This window comes from Acinetobacter sp. NIPH 542, assembly GCF_000369825.1.
In the GTDB taxonomy this organism is placed as follows: Bacteria; Pseudomonadota; Gammaproteobacteria; order Pseudomonadales; family Moraxellaceae; genus Acinetobacter; species Acinetobacter oleivorans.
Genome location: NZ_KB850206.1, coordinates 1,834,854 through 1,850,369, shown reverse-complemented (window position 1 = coordinate 1,850,369; position 15,516 = coordinate 1,834,854). Strand labels below are relative to the sequence as shown.

Below are 15,516 nucleotides of genomic sequence, written 5' to 3'. Positions count from 1 at the left end.
TGAGTATCCTTCAATGAAATGGGCGAATTGTCAATCAGGTTTAGAGAGGGTTGGAATATAGTTTCTAAAAAAAGGGAATACCGCTGGAGCTAAGTATTCCCGAAAAAAGTAAGTCAACGGTCGGAGGGATTTGACTTACTAGAGGGATATGCCATTACATCAGTATTAAAGTGCTGCTTTAAAAATCTCCACAACTTGTGCATGGTTTGCTTTACGAGGGTTGGTCAACATACACGCATCTTTTTGAGCATTATCTGCCATCACCGCAAGGTCTTCAGTTTTCACACCTAGCTCTGTTAAACCAGATGGAATACCAATAGACGAAGACAGTTTACGAATGGCATCAATAGCAGCATATGCAGCTTCCATCACTGTTAATCCATGAGTTCTTACACCCATTAACTCCGCGATTTTTGCGTAACGATCTGGGCAAGCAATTAAGTTAAATTCACACACGTGTGGTAACAAGATTGCATTACATACGCCGTGAGGTAGGTTGTAAAAACCGCCTAACTGGTGCGCCATTGCATGAACATAACCTAAAGATGCGTTGTTAAATGCCATACCAGCCAAGTACTGTGCATAGCTCATTGCATCACGCGCTTCGATATTTTCACCATTTGCGACAGCAGGTTGTAACCACTGGCTGATCATCGTAATCGCTTTTTCTGCACACGCATCGGTAATTGGGTTTGCTGCTGTAGACACATATGCTTCAACTGCATGGGTTAACGCGTCCATACCTGTTGCCGCTGTTAAACCAGCTGGTTTTGCGATCATGAGTTTCGGGTCATCAATGGCAATGAGTGGGGTACAACGCCAGTCAACAATCGCCATTTTTACGTGAGTGTCTGTATTGGTAATAATACAAAAACGGGTCATTTCAGATGCAGTACCAGCCGTTGTATTCACTGCAATGAGCGGTGTCATTGGCACTTTGCTTTTATCAATACCTTCATAGTCACGAATATGACCCCCACCAGCAGTGACTAAACCAATCCCTTTTGCACAGTCATGAGATGATCCACCACCTAGAGAGACAATAAAGTCACAGCCATTTTCGTTATAGGCATTTACACCGTTATGAACATTAATATCGGTTGGGTTAGGTTCTGCACCCGGAAAAATATGGCTCGCAACGCCTGCTTCAGTTAAATAGTTTGCGATAAGATCTGCGACACCAAATTTAAATAAGCCTTCATCGGTCACAATTAATGCTTTTTTTGCGCCGAGGTTTTGTGCCTTTGTACCAATTTCTTTGGCACATCCTGGTCCAAAGAGTGATACGCATGGAATATAAAAACCGTTTGTTTGATCTGCAATATTTTTAAAAGCCATGGAGTGATTCCTTCTTCCATAAATCCATTGTTTGTTATTACAGGTGAGCCTCACCATGGCCTTAGTATTGTGATGTGAAGATTATTTTCCTACCTACCAAAAACCTACCAAATATTATTTTATTGTTAATTATTGATTTATAATGATTTTACAGAAATTCTGGCGCATTCATTTAATTTTTTCGGGAAAGTCGTTAAGCTATGGGCTGTTGAAGATGTACTTATGAGATTATGAAACAGGAAACTGCGCTTAAACTGCTTAAAGCAGGTGAAAATGTCTTTTTAACCGGTTCGGCTGGTGCAGGGAAAACCTATACACTTAATCAGTACATCCAATACCTAAAAGCACGTAAAGTGCCTGTGGCAATCACGGCATCTACAGGTATTGCTGCAACACATATGAACGGCATGACCATTCATACATGGGCGGGCATCGGTATTAAAGATCAGTTAACTGACGATGACCTAAAACGTATGAAAGAGCGTAAATATCTCAAGGAACACCTTGAAAATGCGCAAGTTCTCGTCATCGATGAAATCTCGATGCTGCATGCTAAGCAGCTTAATCTGGTCAATCAGGTTTTAAAATATTTTAAAGAAAGTGATGAAGCATTCGGTGGCATTCAAGTCATTGTGGCTGGAGATTTCTTTCAATTGCCACCCGTTGGGCGTAATAGTGAAGCCAACCGTGACAAGTTCTGTTTTATGTCTGATGCATGGGTCGAAGCCAAATTCCGCGTATGTTATTTAACAGAACAACACCGTCAAGATGATGAAATTCTTAATCAGATTTTAAATGCCATTCGTGCGCAGAATATTCAATCAGATCATTTACACGCATTACGTCAATCACGCTCGCATGATATTGGTGAGACCTTTACTCGTCTTTATACGCACAATATGGATGTCGACAATATCAATTATCAGCACTTAAATGAAATTGATAATGAAGGGCATCAATTCAATGCCGTTTTAGATGGTAATGAAAAGTTATTAGAAACTTTAAAATCTTCAGTTCGTGCGCCAGAAGAACTCACACTGAAAAAACATGCCAAAGTTATGTTTGTAAAAAATAACTTTGATATGGGGTATATCAACGGGAGTTTAGGCGAAGTTATTGGCTTTGAAGAAGATGATGAAAATGGCTTATTACCAAAGGTAAAACTAACCGATGGTACGACTTTGCTGGTTGCTCCTGAAACATGGTCAGTTGAAAATGAAGCAGGCAAGGTGATTGCAAGTTTTCAGCAAATTCCACTTCGTTTAGCGTGGGCAATTACCATTCATAAAAGCCAAGGCATGACTTTAGAAGCTGCTGAAATTAACCTCACGAATACCTTCGAAAAAGGTCAGGGTTATGTAGCATTGTCGCGTTTAAAATCTTTAACTGGTCTTAAGTTATTAGGGATTAACGAGCAAGCTTTAGAGTTAGATAGTTTAGCTGTAAAAGCTGATCGTCGTTTCCAAGAACTTTCTAAAGAAGCTGAAGACAACTTTGCAGATGTAGATTTAACCGCTCAGCACAAAGCCTTTATTCGTCACTGTGGCGGCACCTTAAATGAAACTGAGATTTCTCGTAATGAGAAGAAACTCGCAAAAGGTGGAAAACAAAATTACGCTACGGCCACTCTAGACGAGACACGTGCGTTGTTTGAAGAAGGCTATGAAATTGAAGACATCGCGCATGAGCGTGGTCTAACACCAGCAACCATCATTAATCATTTGGCTCGACTTCATAAAGAACAAAAGCTAGATATTTCAGTTGCCCATCCGGGTGAAGAAGTGGTTGAAGAAATTCGTAAAATTTATAAGAAGCTGAAAAAACGTCAAAATCCAGATCATTTTTCTGATGATGGTTCGATCAAACTAAGACCAATTGTTGAAGCAACCAGTCCTCGAATGGGATATGATCAGGTTCGATTAGCTTTATTATTTATTGAGTAAAGTTTAATTAGCTTAATTACTTATTACATAAATTGAGGTGGCTATGCCGCACGTTGTAGTTGATTATTCAGAAAACTTAACTGGATTAAACGCAAAACAATTACTTGAAGAAATTAATACCACACTGATTGAGACAGAGCTATTTAGTCCAGAAGACATTAAAAGCCGTGCGCGTAAAGACGAGGTTTTCCTCATTGGCTTAGGGGCTGATCAAGCTTATATTCATGTAAAAGTTTATATTTTGTCGGGAAGAACTGACGAACAAAAACAGCTAATGGGTGACCAGCTATTAACGGCACTCAGCAATAAAAATTATTTACAACAAGAGTTTAATAAAGAAATTCAATTGTGTGTTGAGCTTGTCGATATGCCAAGAGAAGATTATTTCAAACAAGTTGTATAACACTAAAAATCGCAATTTCGATCAAGAATAGAGATCGGCACTATGTAAAAGTAGTGCTATCGAATGAACAGACATAAATGTATGGCTGTATATATACAAAAGCTGCAACTGGTTTGCGATTATATTCAAAGACATTTAGATGAAGATTTAGATGTTGACCGATTGAGCCAGATTGCCGCTTTATCTAAGTTTCATTTTCATCGTATTTTTGCCATTCATATTGGTTTAAATGTGATGAAGTTTATTCAACTTTCTCGTTTAAAGCGGGCCTCTTTTCAATTGGCTTTTGAACCAGATCTCAAAATTATTGAGATAGCATTGCAAGCAGGGTTTGATAGTCCAGAGGCATTTACTCGTGCATTTAAGCGTTCATTTGATCAAACTCCTCGGGCTTTTAGAGATAAACCGGACTGGGAATCTTGGCACCAGAAGTTTGTTTTTACACTTCCAAAAAGTGAGCTAAAAATGAATGTAAATATTGTTGAGCGTCCTGCTGAAAAGATTGCCTATCTGTCTCATTTAGGCAGTCCAGATAAAGTCTTTGAAACCGCTGCACGTTTTATTGCTTGGCGCAAAGAAACAGGTCTATCGCCTGTGACCAAGTCTAGAACTTATGGTATTCCATTTGCTGACCCTGAGCAGACTCCGTCTGACGAGTTTCGATTTGATATTGCTGGTTCAATTGAAAAGGCTATACCGGAAAATAGTTACGGCGTACTAACAGGGGAAATTCCTGCCGGTCGTTATGCGACCGTAAGACATTTGGGTAGCCACGACCAGATTAAAGATAGTGTTTATTACATCTTTAGAAACTGGTTACCTGAGCAAGCCGAAGAAGCAGGGGAATATCCAGTTTTCTTTCACTATCATAACTTTGTGCATGATGTGAAAGAGTGTGACCTTATTACAGATATCTACTTACTTTTAAAATAAGAGTAGTGGGATAAAGGCATAAATTGCGGTTATGCCTTTAAACCTAATAGCTTTATATTTGCATATTGCTCAATCAGGTTGTCATCTAACATATGGATATAGTCCATAAAAATGGTACTAAAACTTCCCATCGTTTGTGCCTGATTGGCAGCAAGTTTACCCGCAATTGCAAAATGTACATGGGCTGAAAGCGCTGCAATGGTTGGAGTCGTTACAGCACTATATGCAGCAATTAATGCACCTAAAGCACAACCAGTTGCTGTAATTTTGGGTTGTAAGGGGCTGCCACCGTTAACTTGGATAACGACATCTAGCTCTTTAGATAAAATGTAATCTGACTCACCTGAAATTGCGATACAGTCGGTATGTACTAATAGCGCGTAAGCTTGTCGATAGGCATCATCACTACTTAGGGTACTATCAACACCTTTAGATTGAACTTGATTACCTGCAAGTGTACTGATTTCTGATGCATTACCACGAATAACGCTAGGCTTAAACTGTAGAAGCTCATCTGTCATTTGACTGCGCCAAGCTAAAACTGGCCCATAACCCACTGGATCAAGTACCCACGGAATGTTATTAAGCTGTGCTGTTTTTGCAGAAATTTGCATGGCTTGCATTTGTTCTGAAGTCGGAGTGCCTAAATTAATGCTTAAAGCCGATGAAATTTTGGTAAAACTTTCTGCTTCATAAGGATTATCAATCATCGCAGGTGAAGCCCCTGAAGCGAGTAACACATTAGCTGTATAGTTAGCCGCAACGCTATTGGTAATACATTGCACAAGAGGCGTTTTTGCCTGCATGCTTTGCCAAGCTTCAATGACCTGTTCAATCAAACTAGATGTCGATGTCATATTATTATCCCTAGTAAGCTAAAGTGATATAGATTTAGTGGGTAAAATAGTGGTCTTGATGCTTACATTTTTGGCAAATCAAAGAAACATAATCTGCCGCATCATAATCAACGGTTAAATCATTTGAACCACAATGCATACAACGTTTGACAGAATAAAAATTTAAACGTGGTTCAATTTTGCGCCATGCTTTCCATACAGGTTGTACAAATATCTGTTCGTCATAACCTAAGAAACGGTTAAGCAAAATATAACTCATTTTACTATAAGGAATGTTGTGCGGACGCGGTAGCATGGAGGTTTCCCACTTTTCAGTTAAGGCTCTCTCACGATATTGCTCTAATGTTTTCTTTAACAAATTGGTGTTAATAAATTTCTCATTGCGAGGCTGTAAAGCTTTTTGTTTATAAAGATATTCGAGTGCCGTCTGAATCAGATAATAGATCTGTCCAATCGCCAATGATTCCATTAGGCGGTAGCAGAAGCTTTGGAAATTTGAATTCCCAGCAATCTGGATGCCCCAAGTTCGACAATAAAATTGCATGAACTGAATAATTTCTTGATAGAGCACCTGAAAAAGTACATCTTTAACTTCATCTGCACTATGAAAGGGAACGCCGTAACTTAAATTTTCATAAAACCAATTACGTAGTTGCTGAGCCACACTAAATAAACTTGGATCGCTGTAGCCATCTAAACGAATATTTAAATAAAAACACTGTGGATCTTCTGTTTGATCATTTGCATTCAAAATGCCATCTTTATACAGCTGTTTAATTAAATAGCTCTGAAACATCCAGTTAGGAGTGATCTGATGATATTTAATTTTGTCCCAATGAATATATTCATCATGAGTGATTTCTTCACGTGCATATTCATCTAAAAGACTCAGCAAGAAAAGTTTATGTAAGAAGCTGAGCTGTTCCAGACTGCGTTGTGGCTGTTCTTTTGATTTAAATTGACGTTGTTCTTGTAAACGGGTTTGCTGTAAAAGCTTTTTCCGTTGTTTTGTGCATGTCTCACAGTGGCACGTCATTTTTTCATCTTTAAATATGCGGTGCTGACAATGACTGCATTCATGAAATTGAATGTCTTGTTCAAATTGCTCGGCATCTACCCAGTACATTGAAGCTTGGCAGAGAGGACAATGGCTACTTTCATCCAGTTGTTTCTGTAGAATTTGTAAGACCATCTTGCTCCGAACATAAAATAAAAAATGATGGGGGCTATTATACACAGCCGTACTGTATATGGCTGAGATTGCTAGTTGCGTTTGTTGTTAAAATAAAAAGACCTAAAATCTATGTGAGAATTTTAGGTCTTCATCTCGAGTTAAATTGTTGATTAAACAGGGCACGGCAAGTTCTCATCATTCTGTCCAAGTTTTTTGGCATTAATAAGTGCCTGTACTTTTTTACTTGGTAATTTTACTTTGCCTAGTGCATCGTAAGTATTCACAATGGAGTTAACCTCCTGAGTCGTCATAGAAATACCTTCCGCAGTTAAGAACACCGCAATCACATGGTGATCGAGTCCTGCTGCGTGTAAATCATGAATCGCTTTAATATTTTCTAAACGATGAAAATGTGCTTTTAATTCCATATTGACACCTCTTGCTCTTATTGAAATACCCATATTGGTCTATTTAAATAGGCAAGAACCATGCCCAAAATGTAAGCTGACTCTAAAAAATGTTAAAAGCTAAAGGTGTTTTATTTTTATTGTATAGATTGCTTATATAAACAACGATTATCGTAAATTTGGTCTAATCTGTGCTAATAAAACCAGATTCTAATTTGAAATGTATCAATGAAGTCCCATTAATTTTATAAAGGTAAGCAAATACAGTATGTATGACTTGGCGTATGATATTTCATGGCGACTCATACTGCCGTTTTAGACGAGTATATAAGGAATAAAGATGAATATTGCGGCGCAGCCTCCAGTTCAGGCAGATCAAACAGTTTATTTAAAAGATTATCAAAAACCTGCGTTTTTAGTTGAATCAATTAATCTTGATATTCAAGTATATGATGATAAAACGATTGTTGATTCAACGTTGGTGATGAAGCGCCAAACTGACGGCGATCTAGTTTTACTTGGTCGTGATCTTGAGTTGCAATCTGTTCAGTTAAATGGACAAATTCTTACTTCTGCACAATATTCACTCGATAGTGAGCAATTGGTGATCACTAACGCACCAGCTGAAGTCATTTTACAAACACAGGTCATTATTCATCCTGAAACTAATACTCAATTAGAAGGTTTATATAAAGCCGATGAGTTGTTTGTAACCCAAAACGAACCTGAAGGTTTCCGCAAAATTACGTTCTATCCAGACCGTCCAGACGTACTTTCAGTCTTTACTACACGTGTAGAAGCAGACAAAAAATATCCAGTGTTACTTGCCAATGGTAATTTGCTAGAAACAGGTGAAGTTGGTGAAAACCGCCACTTTGCGATCTGGCAAGACCCGACTAAAAAACCAAGCTATTTGTTTGCTTGTGTCATTGGTGATTTAGCTGTACTTAAAGATCGTTATACGACCTCTGAAGGGCGCGATGTTGCTTTAGAAATCTATGCGATTGAGAAAGATATTCCAAAATGTCGTATCGCGATGGAAGCATTAAAGCATTCAATGCGTTGGGATGAAGAACACTATGGCCGTGCTTATGACCTCGACAACTATATGATTGTTGCGGTAAGCCAATTCAACATGGGTGCAATGGAAAATAAAGGTTTAAATATCTTTAACACGTCATGTGTACTTGCCGACGAAGAATATACAACTGACGCAGCGATTATGCGTGTACAGTCTGTGATTGCCCATGAATATTTCCATAACTGGACAGGGAACCGTATTACTTGCCGTGACTGGTTCCAACTTTGCTTAAAAGAAGGTTTAACGGTATTCCGTGATCAATCTTTCTCAGAAGATTTACAATCTGCTGCGGTTCAACGTATTGATGATGTCGCTGTGCTGAAATCTCATCAGTTCCCTGAAGATGCAGGTCCATTGTCGCATCCGCCACGTCCAGACCACTTTGTCGAAATTAATAACTTCTATACAGCAACTGTTTATGAAAAAGGTGCGGAAATTAACCGCATGATGTCGACTTTACTTGGCAAAGAAAAATACCGTCGAGGAACCGACGAATATTTCCGCCGTCATGATGGGCAGGCTGTAACTGTAGAAGATTGGGTTGCTGCTTTAACTGCGGGTTCTGGTGTAGATTTATCTGCGTTCTTAACTTGGTATAACCAACCAGGTACACCAAAGCTTGAAGCAAAAGGTGAATATGATGCAGCAGCACAAACTTACCGTTTAAGCTTTAAACAAAGCCTAAAAGCACATCCTAAATATCCAAATTTAAAAGCTGTTCCGATTCCTGTAGCTTTAGCACTCTTTAATGCTAAAACAGGCGAGCAATACACATTGCACAGTGACAGCCTATTTGTAAACGATGTTAAAGATGGCGTGTACTTGTTTGACCAAGATGAGGCAAGTATTGAATTTACTGGCGTGACTGAGCAACCCGTGGTATCGCTACTTCGTAATTTCTCAGCTCCTGTAAATCTTGTATTTGATTATACTGATGAAGAATTAGCTTTCTTAATTCAGCACGAAACGAATGGTTTTAACCAATGGCAAGCCACCCAAACCTTGCTTGAGCGTATCTTGTTAGAAGACCATTCAGCTGATGCTTACATTCAAGCTATTCAAAGCACTTTACCTGAGCTAGTTGGTCGTGACCCGCTTTTAGCATCGCGTTTATTTGATGTGCCAAGTGAAGGTTATTTGGGTAGTCGCATCGATCAGAACTATGCGCCATCTGATATTCATGTAAAACGTGAAGCCTTGCTGAATCGTTTGGCACAAGAGTTAGGTTCATTCTGGAAAGATACTTACCTTACACTTGACCCAGAACTGCAAAAAGAGTTTTCGTTGGCTATGGGTGTGCGTGCATTAAAGAATATTATGATGATGATGATGGCTCGTCAGGGCGATCAAACTGCATTTGAACTTGCACACGTGCAATATCAAAACACAGGTAATATGTCTGAACGCTTAGGGGCATTACGTGTATTGGTTTGGCAAAATGCACCTCAAGCTCAAGATGCACTTGCTGATTTCTATGACCGCTTTAAAGATGAAGCCTTGTCTTTAGATCAATGGTTCATGATTCAGGCAGCAAACCCAAATGCGACAGCAGAAACAATCGAGTACCTGACTCAACATCCTGACTATGATTTAACAACTCCAAACCGTATTCGTGCGGTGAGTGGAGGGCTGTCAAATAACCCTGAAAACACTTGGGGATTTGGTGTAGCTCACTTTATTAATCTTGCACAATATCTTGATGAAAAGAACCCAATTTTAGGTTCACGTCTGTTACAGGTATTGTCACGTTGGTACACACTTGCTGAACCGCAACGTACTCAAGTTCAACAGGCTTTACAAGCATTGCAGCCTAAAGTGAAATCGAAAAATGTTTCTGAAACTTTAAATAGCATGCTGAGCGTTTAATTATTTAAACTTACTAAATAAAGGTCTCGTAAGAGGCCTTTATTTTTTTATATTTCTATAGAGATTTAAAGTGTGAAAGAAATAAATTTTTCCTTATAGGGAAGCATCTTTAGCTCTACTGTTCATCATTTTACTTTTATTTAAATTAAGATATTTGATAGTTTTTTTGAGATGTATTTTTAAGCAAAAATATAAAAGGAGTATTTAAAAAATAGAAATAAAAATAAGCTAAGCACCAGTGTAATTAGTATTTAAGGTCATAAAATTTGCTTTTTTTTTGACATATTTATTTAAATTTTACTTAATAAATTTTCTAAATATTTTGGTTAAGTTATTTAAATCAATTGTTTGCGTTTTTTGAATGTTGGTTTTTGTATCTATGTGGTTAATTCTAGTAATTATATTTTGTTAATTGGAAATTGAAATAATAATGTGATCATGCATTTTAATTGTTTTTATGTATTATGAGCAAAGGTAGGGTAAAAAAATAAGCTTTAAAAGAGCAGTCAAATAAAAATGATTGTAAGAATAAGGGTTAAATTTTTTATATCTATTAATTCGACAATTTAGTTTAAAAGGTTTTGGCCATGAAAAAGACTTTTATTTATTTATCAGCAATTGTTGCAGGAGTATTTTCTATCAATGCAGCAAATGCAGCTACAGCAACGGGTACATTAACTGTTAGAGCAACAGTAACGAATAGTTGTGTATTGAATACCTCGGCAACTGGCACGACAACAAATGCAGTTTTAGACTTTGGGACATTAAGTTCGCTCACCAGTAATGTCGATGCAGACACCACAACGACAGGTGGTACCTCAATTAAAGTCCTTTGTAATAATACTGTGCCATGGACTTTGTCATTTGATGGTGGTCAGAATGTTTTATCAACCCAACGTCGTATGATCGGCGGGGCGACCAGCAACGAATATATTCCTTATAACCTTTTTTCTGACACAGGACGTGCTACAGCAATTGGTATTGCAACGACAGCCTACAGTGGAACTGGAACGGGTAATGTTCAAACGGTTAACGTGTATGGTCGTATTCCTGCAGGAACAACTTTACCAAGTGCAGGTAGCTATGTTGACAGTGTGACTGTAACGGTAACTTATTAATTTGCATAAATTAGAAATACGTTAGCCCTTTTGAAAGGGCTAATACATTAAAAAAGTTATATTTGAGCAAATCATGAAAAAAAATATTTTTATTATTACGGGATTATTCTTATCTTTATCTAGCTCTATTAACGCCGCAACAATCCGTCTTTCACCTGTAAATGTAGAAATATTAAGTCATCAAAATGCTGCTTCAATTAGTTTATATAACCAGTCAAATGAAAGTGCTGATTTGCAGGTGCGTGTATTTGAGTGGAGACAAAATGCTGGGCAAGATCAGTTAATCCCTACGGATGAGATTGTAGTTAGCCCACCATTTTTAAAACTACAACCTAGTGACTCTTATAATTTACGTGTAGTTAGAGTTAACCCAGAACCTGTTTCTGGTGAAAAAACCTATCGTATTATTATTGATGAGTTACCAAAACCAATTGATAGCCGTAAAGCAGCTCAGGGAGTAAATGTATTACTTCGCTCATCATTACCTGTATTTGTAGTCAATAAAGATGCAATTACCAAACTTAGTTGGAAAATTGATGTTAATCAGAACACACCTTCTTTAAATATTAGCAATATCGGTAACCGACATGCGCTGTTAAATAGTCTAACGCTTGTTGATACAACTGCGAATAAAAGTTATCCCATTAAAGTAAATACTGTGAATGGTTATATTCTTGCGGAGAAGTCGAAAAGTTACTCGATTAGTAACTTTACCTACCAACCAAATCATAAATACAGCGTATCTCTAACAGTTAATGGTAAGAAAACCACACTTTAAGAGGCTTATATGAAATATATTATAGGTGTCTTATGTGTTGCGTATTTTCCTGCATATTCTTTTGCCGAACAGTTACTAGATCATACGAATACTGCAGTTCCCAGTGTTCCTAAATCTGTAGGTAGCAAGAGTGAATATACACAAGTAGGAGCGAATGTAAATGAGCAAGATATTGATTTTATTCATCTATTTTTAAATATTTCGATTAACTCAAATGTTTCTGAAGACTTAGTTGCGGTGAAGCAATCTAAGGATGGAAAGTTATATATCCGCTCTGGTGCATTAAAAACTTTAAGAATAAAAATGGATGAGCACATTCCTGATAACCGATGGGTGTGTATTGATGAACTAAAAGGAATCCGGTTCAAATATTTAGAGAATGAGCAGGCTCTAAATTTACAGGTTCCATCGAACATGTTGACGGGTTACTCAGTCGACTTAAGTGGTCAGCAGATCACCAGTCCTCATTTGCTGAAAATGAAGCCCTTAAACGCGGCTATTCTGAACTATAGTCTGTATAACACCATAACCAATGATGAGAATGTTTTCTCAGGTTCGGCAGAAGGGATCTTTAACAGCGCAATTGGTAACTTTTCTTCAGGTGTTTTATACAACGGTAGTAATGAAACGAGTTATAGTCATGAAAAATGGGTACGACTAGAAAGTAAGTGGCAATATGTAGACCCTGAAAAAGTCAGGATATATACCTTAGGAGACTTTATTTCCAATAGTTCTGACTGGGGGAGTAGTGTACGTCTGGCAGGTTTCCAGTGGTCGAGTGCTTATACTCAACGAGGTGATATTGTTACCTCGGCACTACCGCAATTTTCCGGTTCGGCAGCACTTCCTTCAACACTAGATTTATACGTTAACCAGCAAAAGATTTATTCAGGACTGGTGCCATCAGGCCCATTTGACATTAAGCAGCTCCCGTTTATTTCAGGCAATGAAGTCACGCTTGTGACTACTGATTCAACGGGTCAGCAGAGCATTACCAAACAGGCTTACTATTTTTCATCCAAAATTTTGGCAAAAGGCATTAATGAATTCTCAGTAGATGTTGGTATTCCACGCTATAACTATGGACTATATTCAAACAATTATGATGATGCCACTTTTGCTTCGGGTGCGATTCGATACGGTTACAGCAACTCGCTGACCTTAAGTGGTGGTGCAGAGGCTTCAACAGATGGTTTATCAAATTTAGGCACGGGTTTTGCCAAGAATCTGTTTGGTTTTGGGGTGATTAATGCTGATATTGCAGCCAGTCAGTATAAAGATGAAAACGGTTATTCTGCTTTGCTTGGATTAGAAGGACGCATTAGTAAGAATATTTCGTTTAATACCAGTTACCGCAAAGTGTTTGATAATTACTTTGACCTTGCCCGTGTGTCTCAAGTTCGATATTTAAAAGATAACCAGATGACTTCTGAGCCGCAGAACTACCTGAGCTACAGTGCACTGGCAGATGAGATTTTTAGGGCAGGAATGAGCTATAACTTTTACGAAGGGTATAGCGCCTATCTGGGTTATAACCAGATCAAATATATCGATAACGCGAATAAATTAGTATCTGCCAATTTAAGCGGAACTTTGAACAATAACTGGGGCTTTTATGCCTCAGCGTATAAAGATTATGAAAACCAAAAAGACTATGGCATTTACTTTGCGCTGCGCTATACACCGTCCAGTAAAGTGAATGCGATTACAAGTGTATCTAGCGATGCTGGTAGGCTGAGTTACCGTCAAGAAATATTCGGCTTGTCAGAACCACAAATCGGTTCATTTGGATGGGGAGGTTATGTTGAACATGATCAGGATGCGAATCAAAACAATGCATCGATCTATGGCTCTTACCGTGCTCGGGCAGCTTATCTAACAGGTCGATACAACCGAATTGGGGGTAACGACCAAGTTGCACTTTCAGCAACAGGATCATTGGTTGCAGCAGCAGGACGGGTCTTTGCAGCCAATGAAATTGGTGACGGTTACGCAGTTGTGACCAATGCTGGGCCGAAAAGTCAGATTATAAATGGCGGGGTAAATTTAGGCGTAACCGATAATTCTGGAAGATTTCTGATTCCTAGTCTAATGCCATACAAGGAAAACCATATTTATTTAGATCCATCGTATCTGCCTTTGAATTGGAGCGTGAAGTCTACAGATCAGAAAACAGTTGTAGGTTATCGCCAAGGTGGTCTTATTGACTTTGGTGCTCATCAGGTCATTTCAGGATTAGTGAAACTTGTTGATGCCAACAATTCACCTTTATTACCGGGTTATACAGTTCGAATTAATGGTCAGCAAGAGGGGGTAGTTGGCTACGACGGTGAAGTATTTATTCAAAATCTATTAAAACAAAACAAGCTTGAAGTCGATCTTCTGGATCATGGCTCATGCCAAGTTGACTTCACATATAACAGTAATCAGTACTCAACTAAGAAATTGGGACCTTATGTATGTCATTAAATATTATGAATAAGGCTCAAATAGAGAGCTATAAGAAATTTTCATTGTCTTTAAAATACTTTATAGGCATTTGCTTATTTTATCTTGTTTATGCATTTTTTAGTCCAGCACATGCTGCTTGTACAGTAAGCGGAACAACTAATAGTACTTTTACCTACACGGCAGCAAATATTAATAGTGATGCAACTGTAAACCTTTCAGGCACAATTACTTGCACGAATTTAGGACTTCCCCAGATTTCTAATTTCATGTGTATGAAAACCGTATTTACGGGAGCAACCACTGCGAATAATAGTGTGACTTTACCATATACGGTCACTGCAACTGTAGGTGGAGCTGGGTCTTCTACCACGAATCAAACCTCCAATGTGTGGTATGGACCAGTAGCAACAATCGCATCAAATAATATTGTGAGTTACTCGGTAAATGTGAAAGTACCAGCTCGAACGGGGTCACTCATTGCATATCCTAAAGGAACATATACGGCTTCAGTTCGGTTGTATTGGGATATGGATCTTTTGGGTTTATCTTGTGGTGATTTACTTGGTGGCTGGGATTCAGGTGATACATTACTAACAGCAAACTTTGTGGTACCAAGTATGTGCCAATTAAACTCAACCTCAACAGTAGATTTCAGCAATATTAATGATATTAGTACGACTAAGCGGGATTACACAGCACAAGGAGCTGTAAATTCGACCTGTAATTATGGAACGCCATATAGCATTTATTTAGGCGATGGCAATAACCGTATTGCTGGCGGATTCAGGCGTATGACCAATGGTAATAATGAATATATTCCCTATCAGTTATATAAAGATTCTAACTATAGCACGGTGTGGGATGCTACAGGTGGCGTAACCAATGTTGGGGGAACTGGTGGAGTGTCTGGTACGGGAACAGGTAGTGCTCAAAGCACACCTGTCTATGGAAAAATTCCACAAGGTACTTCCATTGCAAGTACACCAGGAAACTATTCTGATAGTGTTGTTGTTACAGTGACTTATTAATTTATCAAATATACGCGGTTCTATGTTAGTCGCATGGTTCCGCGTAATTTTAATTATATTCATTAAAAATGGCTGAACATAAAACGATATAAATCAAATGATTTGGGCTTTTTAAAGCTTATTCGTCATCAAAAACAGT

General features: G+C 38.3%; 12 protein-coding genes. 8 read left to right on the top strand and 4 right to left on the bottom strand.

Annotation, left to right across the window (positions count from 1 at the left end; all coding sequences use genetic code 11):
* Positions 1 to 165: 165 nt before the first annotated feature.
* Positions 166 to 1,338 carry an iron-dependent methanol dehydrogenase gene (gene mdh, locus F886_RS14125; protein ID WP_004791599.1) on the bottom strand — a complete coding sequence of 391 codons (1,173 nt, stop codon included), beginning with the start codon at positions 1,336 to 1,338 and terminating at the stop codon, positions 166 to 168.
* A gap of 230 nt (positions 1,339 to 1,568) precedes the next feature.
* On the opposite strand from mdh, the gene F886_RS14120 reads away from it, so the two are divergent.
* The 3 genes from F886_RS14120 to F886_RS14110 all read left to right on the top strand — a co-directional run bounded on the left by F886_RS14120 (position 1,569) and on the right by F886_RS14110 (position 4,617).
* Entirely contained in the window at positions 1,569 to 3,281 is a 1,713-nt protein-coding gene (locus F886_RS14120; RefSeq protein ID WP_005306567.1) for an AAA family ATPase, read from the top strand.
* A gap of 43 nt (positions 3,282 to 3,324) precedes the next feature.
* A complete protein-coding gene (locus F886_RS14115) occupies positions 3,325 to 3,684 on the top strand; it encodes a 5-carboxymethyl-2-hydroxymuconate Delta-isomerase (protein WP_005306564.1) in 360 nt (119 codons plus the stop codon).
* 81 nt (positions 3,685 to 3,765) lie between these two features.
* Entirely contained in the window at positions 3,766 to 4,617 is an 852-nt protein-coding gene (locus F886_RS14110; RefSeq protein WP_034591205.1) for an AraC family transcriptional regulator, read from the top strand.
* A 29-nt stretch (positions 4,618 to 4,646) separates the two neighbouring features.
* Here F886_RS14110 and thiM read toward each other — a convergent pair whose 3' ends face one another.
* The 3 genes from thiM to F886_RS14095 form a co-directional block, all read right to left on the bottom strand.
* On the bottom strand, positions 4,647 to 5,474 hold the full coding sequence (gene thiM, locus F886_RS14105) for a hydroxyethylthiazole kinase (RefSeq protein WP_005306557.1): 828 nt from the start codon (positions 5,472 to 5,474) through the stop codon (positions 4,647 to 4,649).
* Positions 5,475 to 5,508: 34 nt separating this feature from the next.
* Positions 5,509 to 6,666: a hypothetical protein gene (locus tag F886_RS14100; protein ID WP_005306555.1), complete on the bottom strand. Its 1,158-nt coding sequence runs from the start codon at positions 6,664 to 6,666 to the stop codon at positions 5,509 to 5,511.
* Between the two features lie 152 nt (positions 6,667 to 6,818).
* Positions 6,819 to 7,076, bottom strand: coding sequence for a hypothetical protein (locus F886_RS14095; RefSeq protein ID WP_005306552.1), 258 nt, complete (start codon positions 7,074 to 7,076; stop codon positions 6,819 to 6,821).
* 319 nt (positions 7,077 to 7,395) lie between these two features.
* Here F886_RS14095 and pepN point away from each other — a divergent pair, with 319 nt between their 5' ends.
* The 5 genes from pepN to F886_RS14070 all read left to right on the top strand — a co-directional run bounded on the left by pepN (position 7,396) and on the right by F886_RS14070 (position 15,377).
* Positions 7,396 to 10,002: an aminopeptidase N gene (gene pepN, locus F886_RS14090; protein WP_005306548.1), complete on the top strand. Its 2,607-nt coding sequence runs from the start codon at positions 7,396 to 7,398 to the stop codon at positions 10,000 to 10,002.
* 581 nt (positions 10,003 to 10,583) lie between these two features.
* Positions 10,584 to 11,120, top strand: coding sequence for a Csu type fimbrial protein (locus tag F886_RS14085; protein WP_212749664.1), 537 nt, complete (start codon positions 10,584 to 10,586; stop codon positions 11,118 to 11,120).
* A gap of 73 nt (positions 11,121 to 11,193) precedes the next feature.
* A complete protein-coding gene (locus F886_RS14080) occupies positions 11,194 to 11,898 on the top strand; it encodes a fimbrial biogenesis chaperone (RefSeq protein ID WP_005306543.1) in 705 nt (234 codons plus the stop codon).
* A gap of 9 nt (positions 11,899 to 11,907) precedes the next feature.
* Positions 11,908 to 14,367 (top strand): fimbria/pilus outer membrane usher protein, encoded by a 2,460-nt coding sequence (locus F886_RS14075; protein WP_005306540.1) that lies wholly within the window; start codon positions 11,908 to 11,910, stop codon positions 14,365 to 14,367.
* Entirely contained in the window at positions 14,358 to 15,377 is a 1,020-nt protein-coding gene (locus F886_RS14070; RefSeq protein ID WP_005306537.1) for a Csu type fimbrial protein, read from the top strand. Before F886_RS14075 ends, F886_RS14070 begins: the two co-directional genes overlap by 10 nt.
* Positions 15,378 to 15,516: the final 139 nt, after the last annotated feature.

Bases quoted from the DNA above. Each gene is read 5' to 3' on its own strand.
- mdh (WP_004791599.1), bottom strand. From the start codon at position 1,338: ATGGCTTTTAAAAATATTGCAGATCAAACAAACGGTTTTTATATTCCA.
- F886_RS14120 (WP_005306567.1), top strand. From the start codon at position 1,569: ATGAAACAGGAAACTGCGCTTAAACTGCTTAAAGCAGGTGAAAATGTC.
- F886_RS14115 (WP_005306564.1), top strand. From the start codon at position 3,325: ATGCCGCACGTTGTAGTTGATTATTCAGAAAACTTAACTGGATTAAAC.
- F886_RS14110 (WP_034591205.1), top strand. From the start codon at position 3,766: ATGGCTGTATATATACAAAAGCTGCAACTGGTTTGCGATTATATTCAA.
- thiM (WP_005306557.1), bottom strand. From the start codon at position 5,474: ATGACATCGACATCTAGTTTGATTGAACAGGTCATTGAAGCTTGGCAA.
- F886_RS14100 (WP_005306555.1), bottom strand. From the start codon at position 6,666: ATGGTCTTACAAATTCTACAGAAACAACTGGATGAAAGTAGCCATTGT.
- F886_RS14095 (WP_005306552.1), bottom strand. From the start codon at position 7,076: ATGGAATTAAAAGCACATTTTCATCGTTTAGAAAATATTAAAGCGATT.
- pepN (WP_005306548.1), top strand. From the start codon at position 7,396: ATGAATATTGCGGCGCAGCCTCCAGTTCAGGCAGATCAAACAGTTTAT.
- F886_RS14080 (WP_005306543.1), top strand. From the start codon at position 11,194: ATGAAAAAAAATATTTTTATTATTACGGGATTATTCTTATCTTTATCT.
- F886_RS14075 (WP_005306540.1), top strand. From the start codon at position 11,908: ATGAAATATATTATAGGTGTCTTATGTGTTGCGTATTTTCCTGCATAT.
- F886_RS14070 (WP_005306537.1), top strand. From the start codon at position 14,358: ATGTCATTAAATATTATGAATAAGGCTCAAATAGAGAGCTATAAGAAA.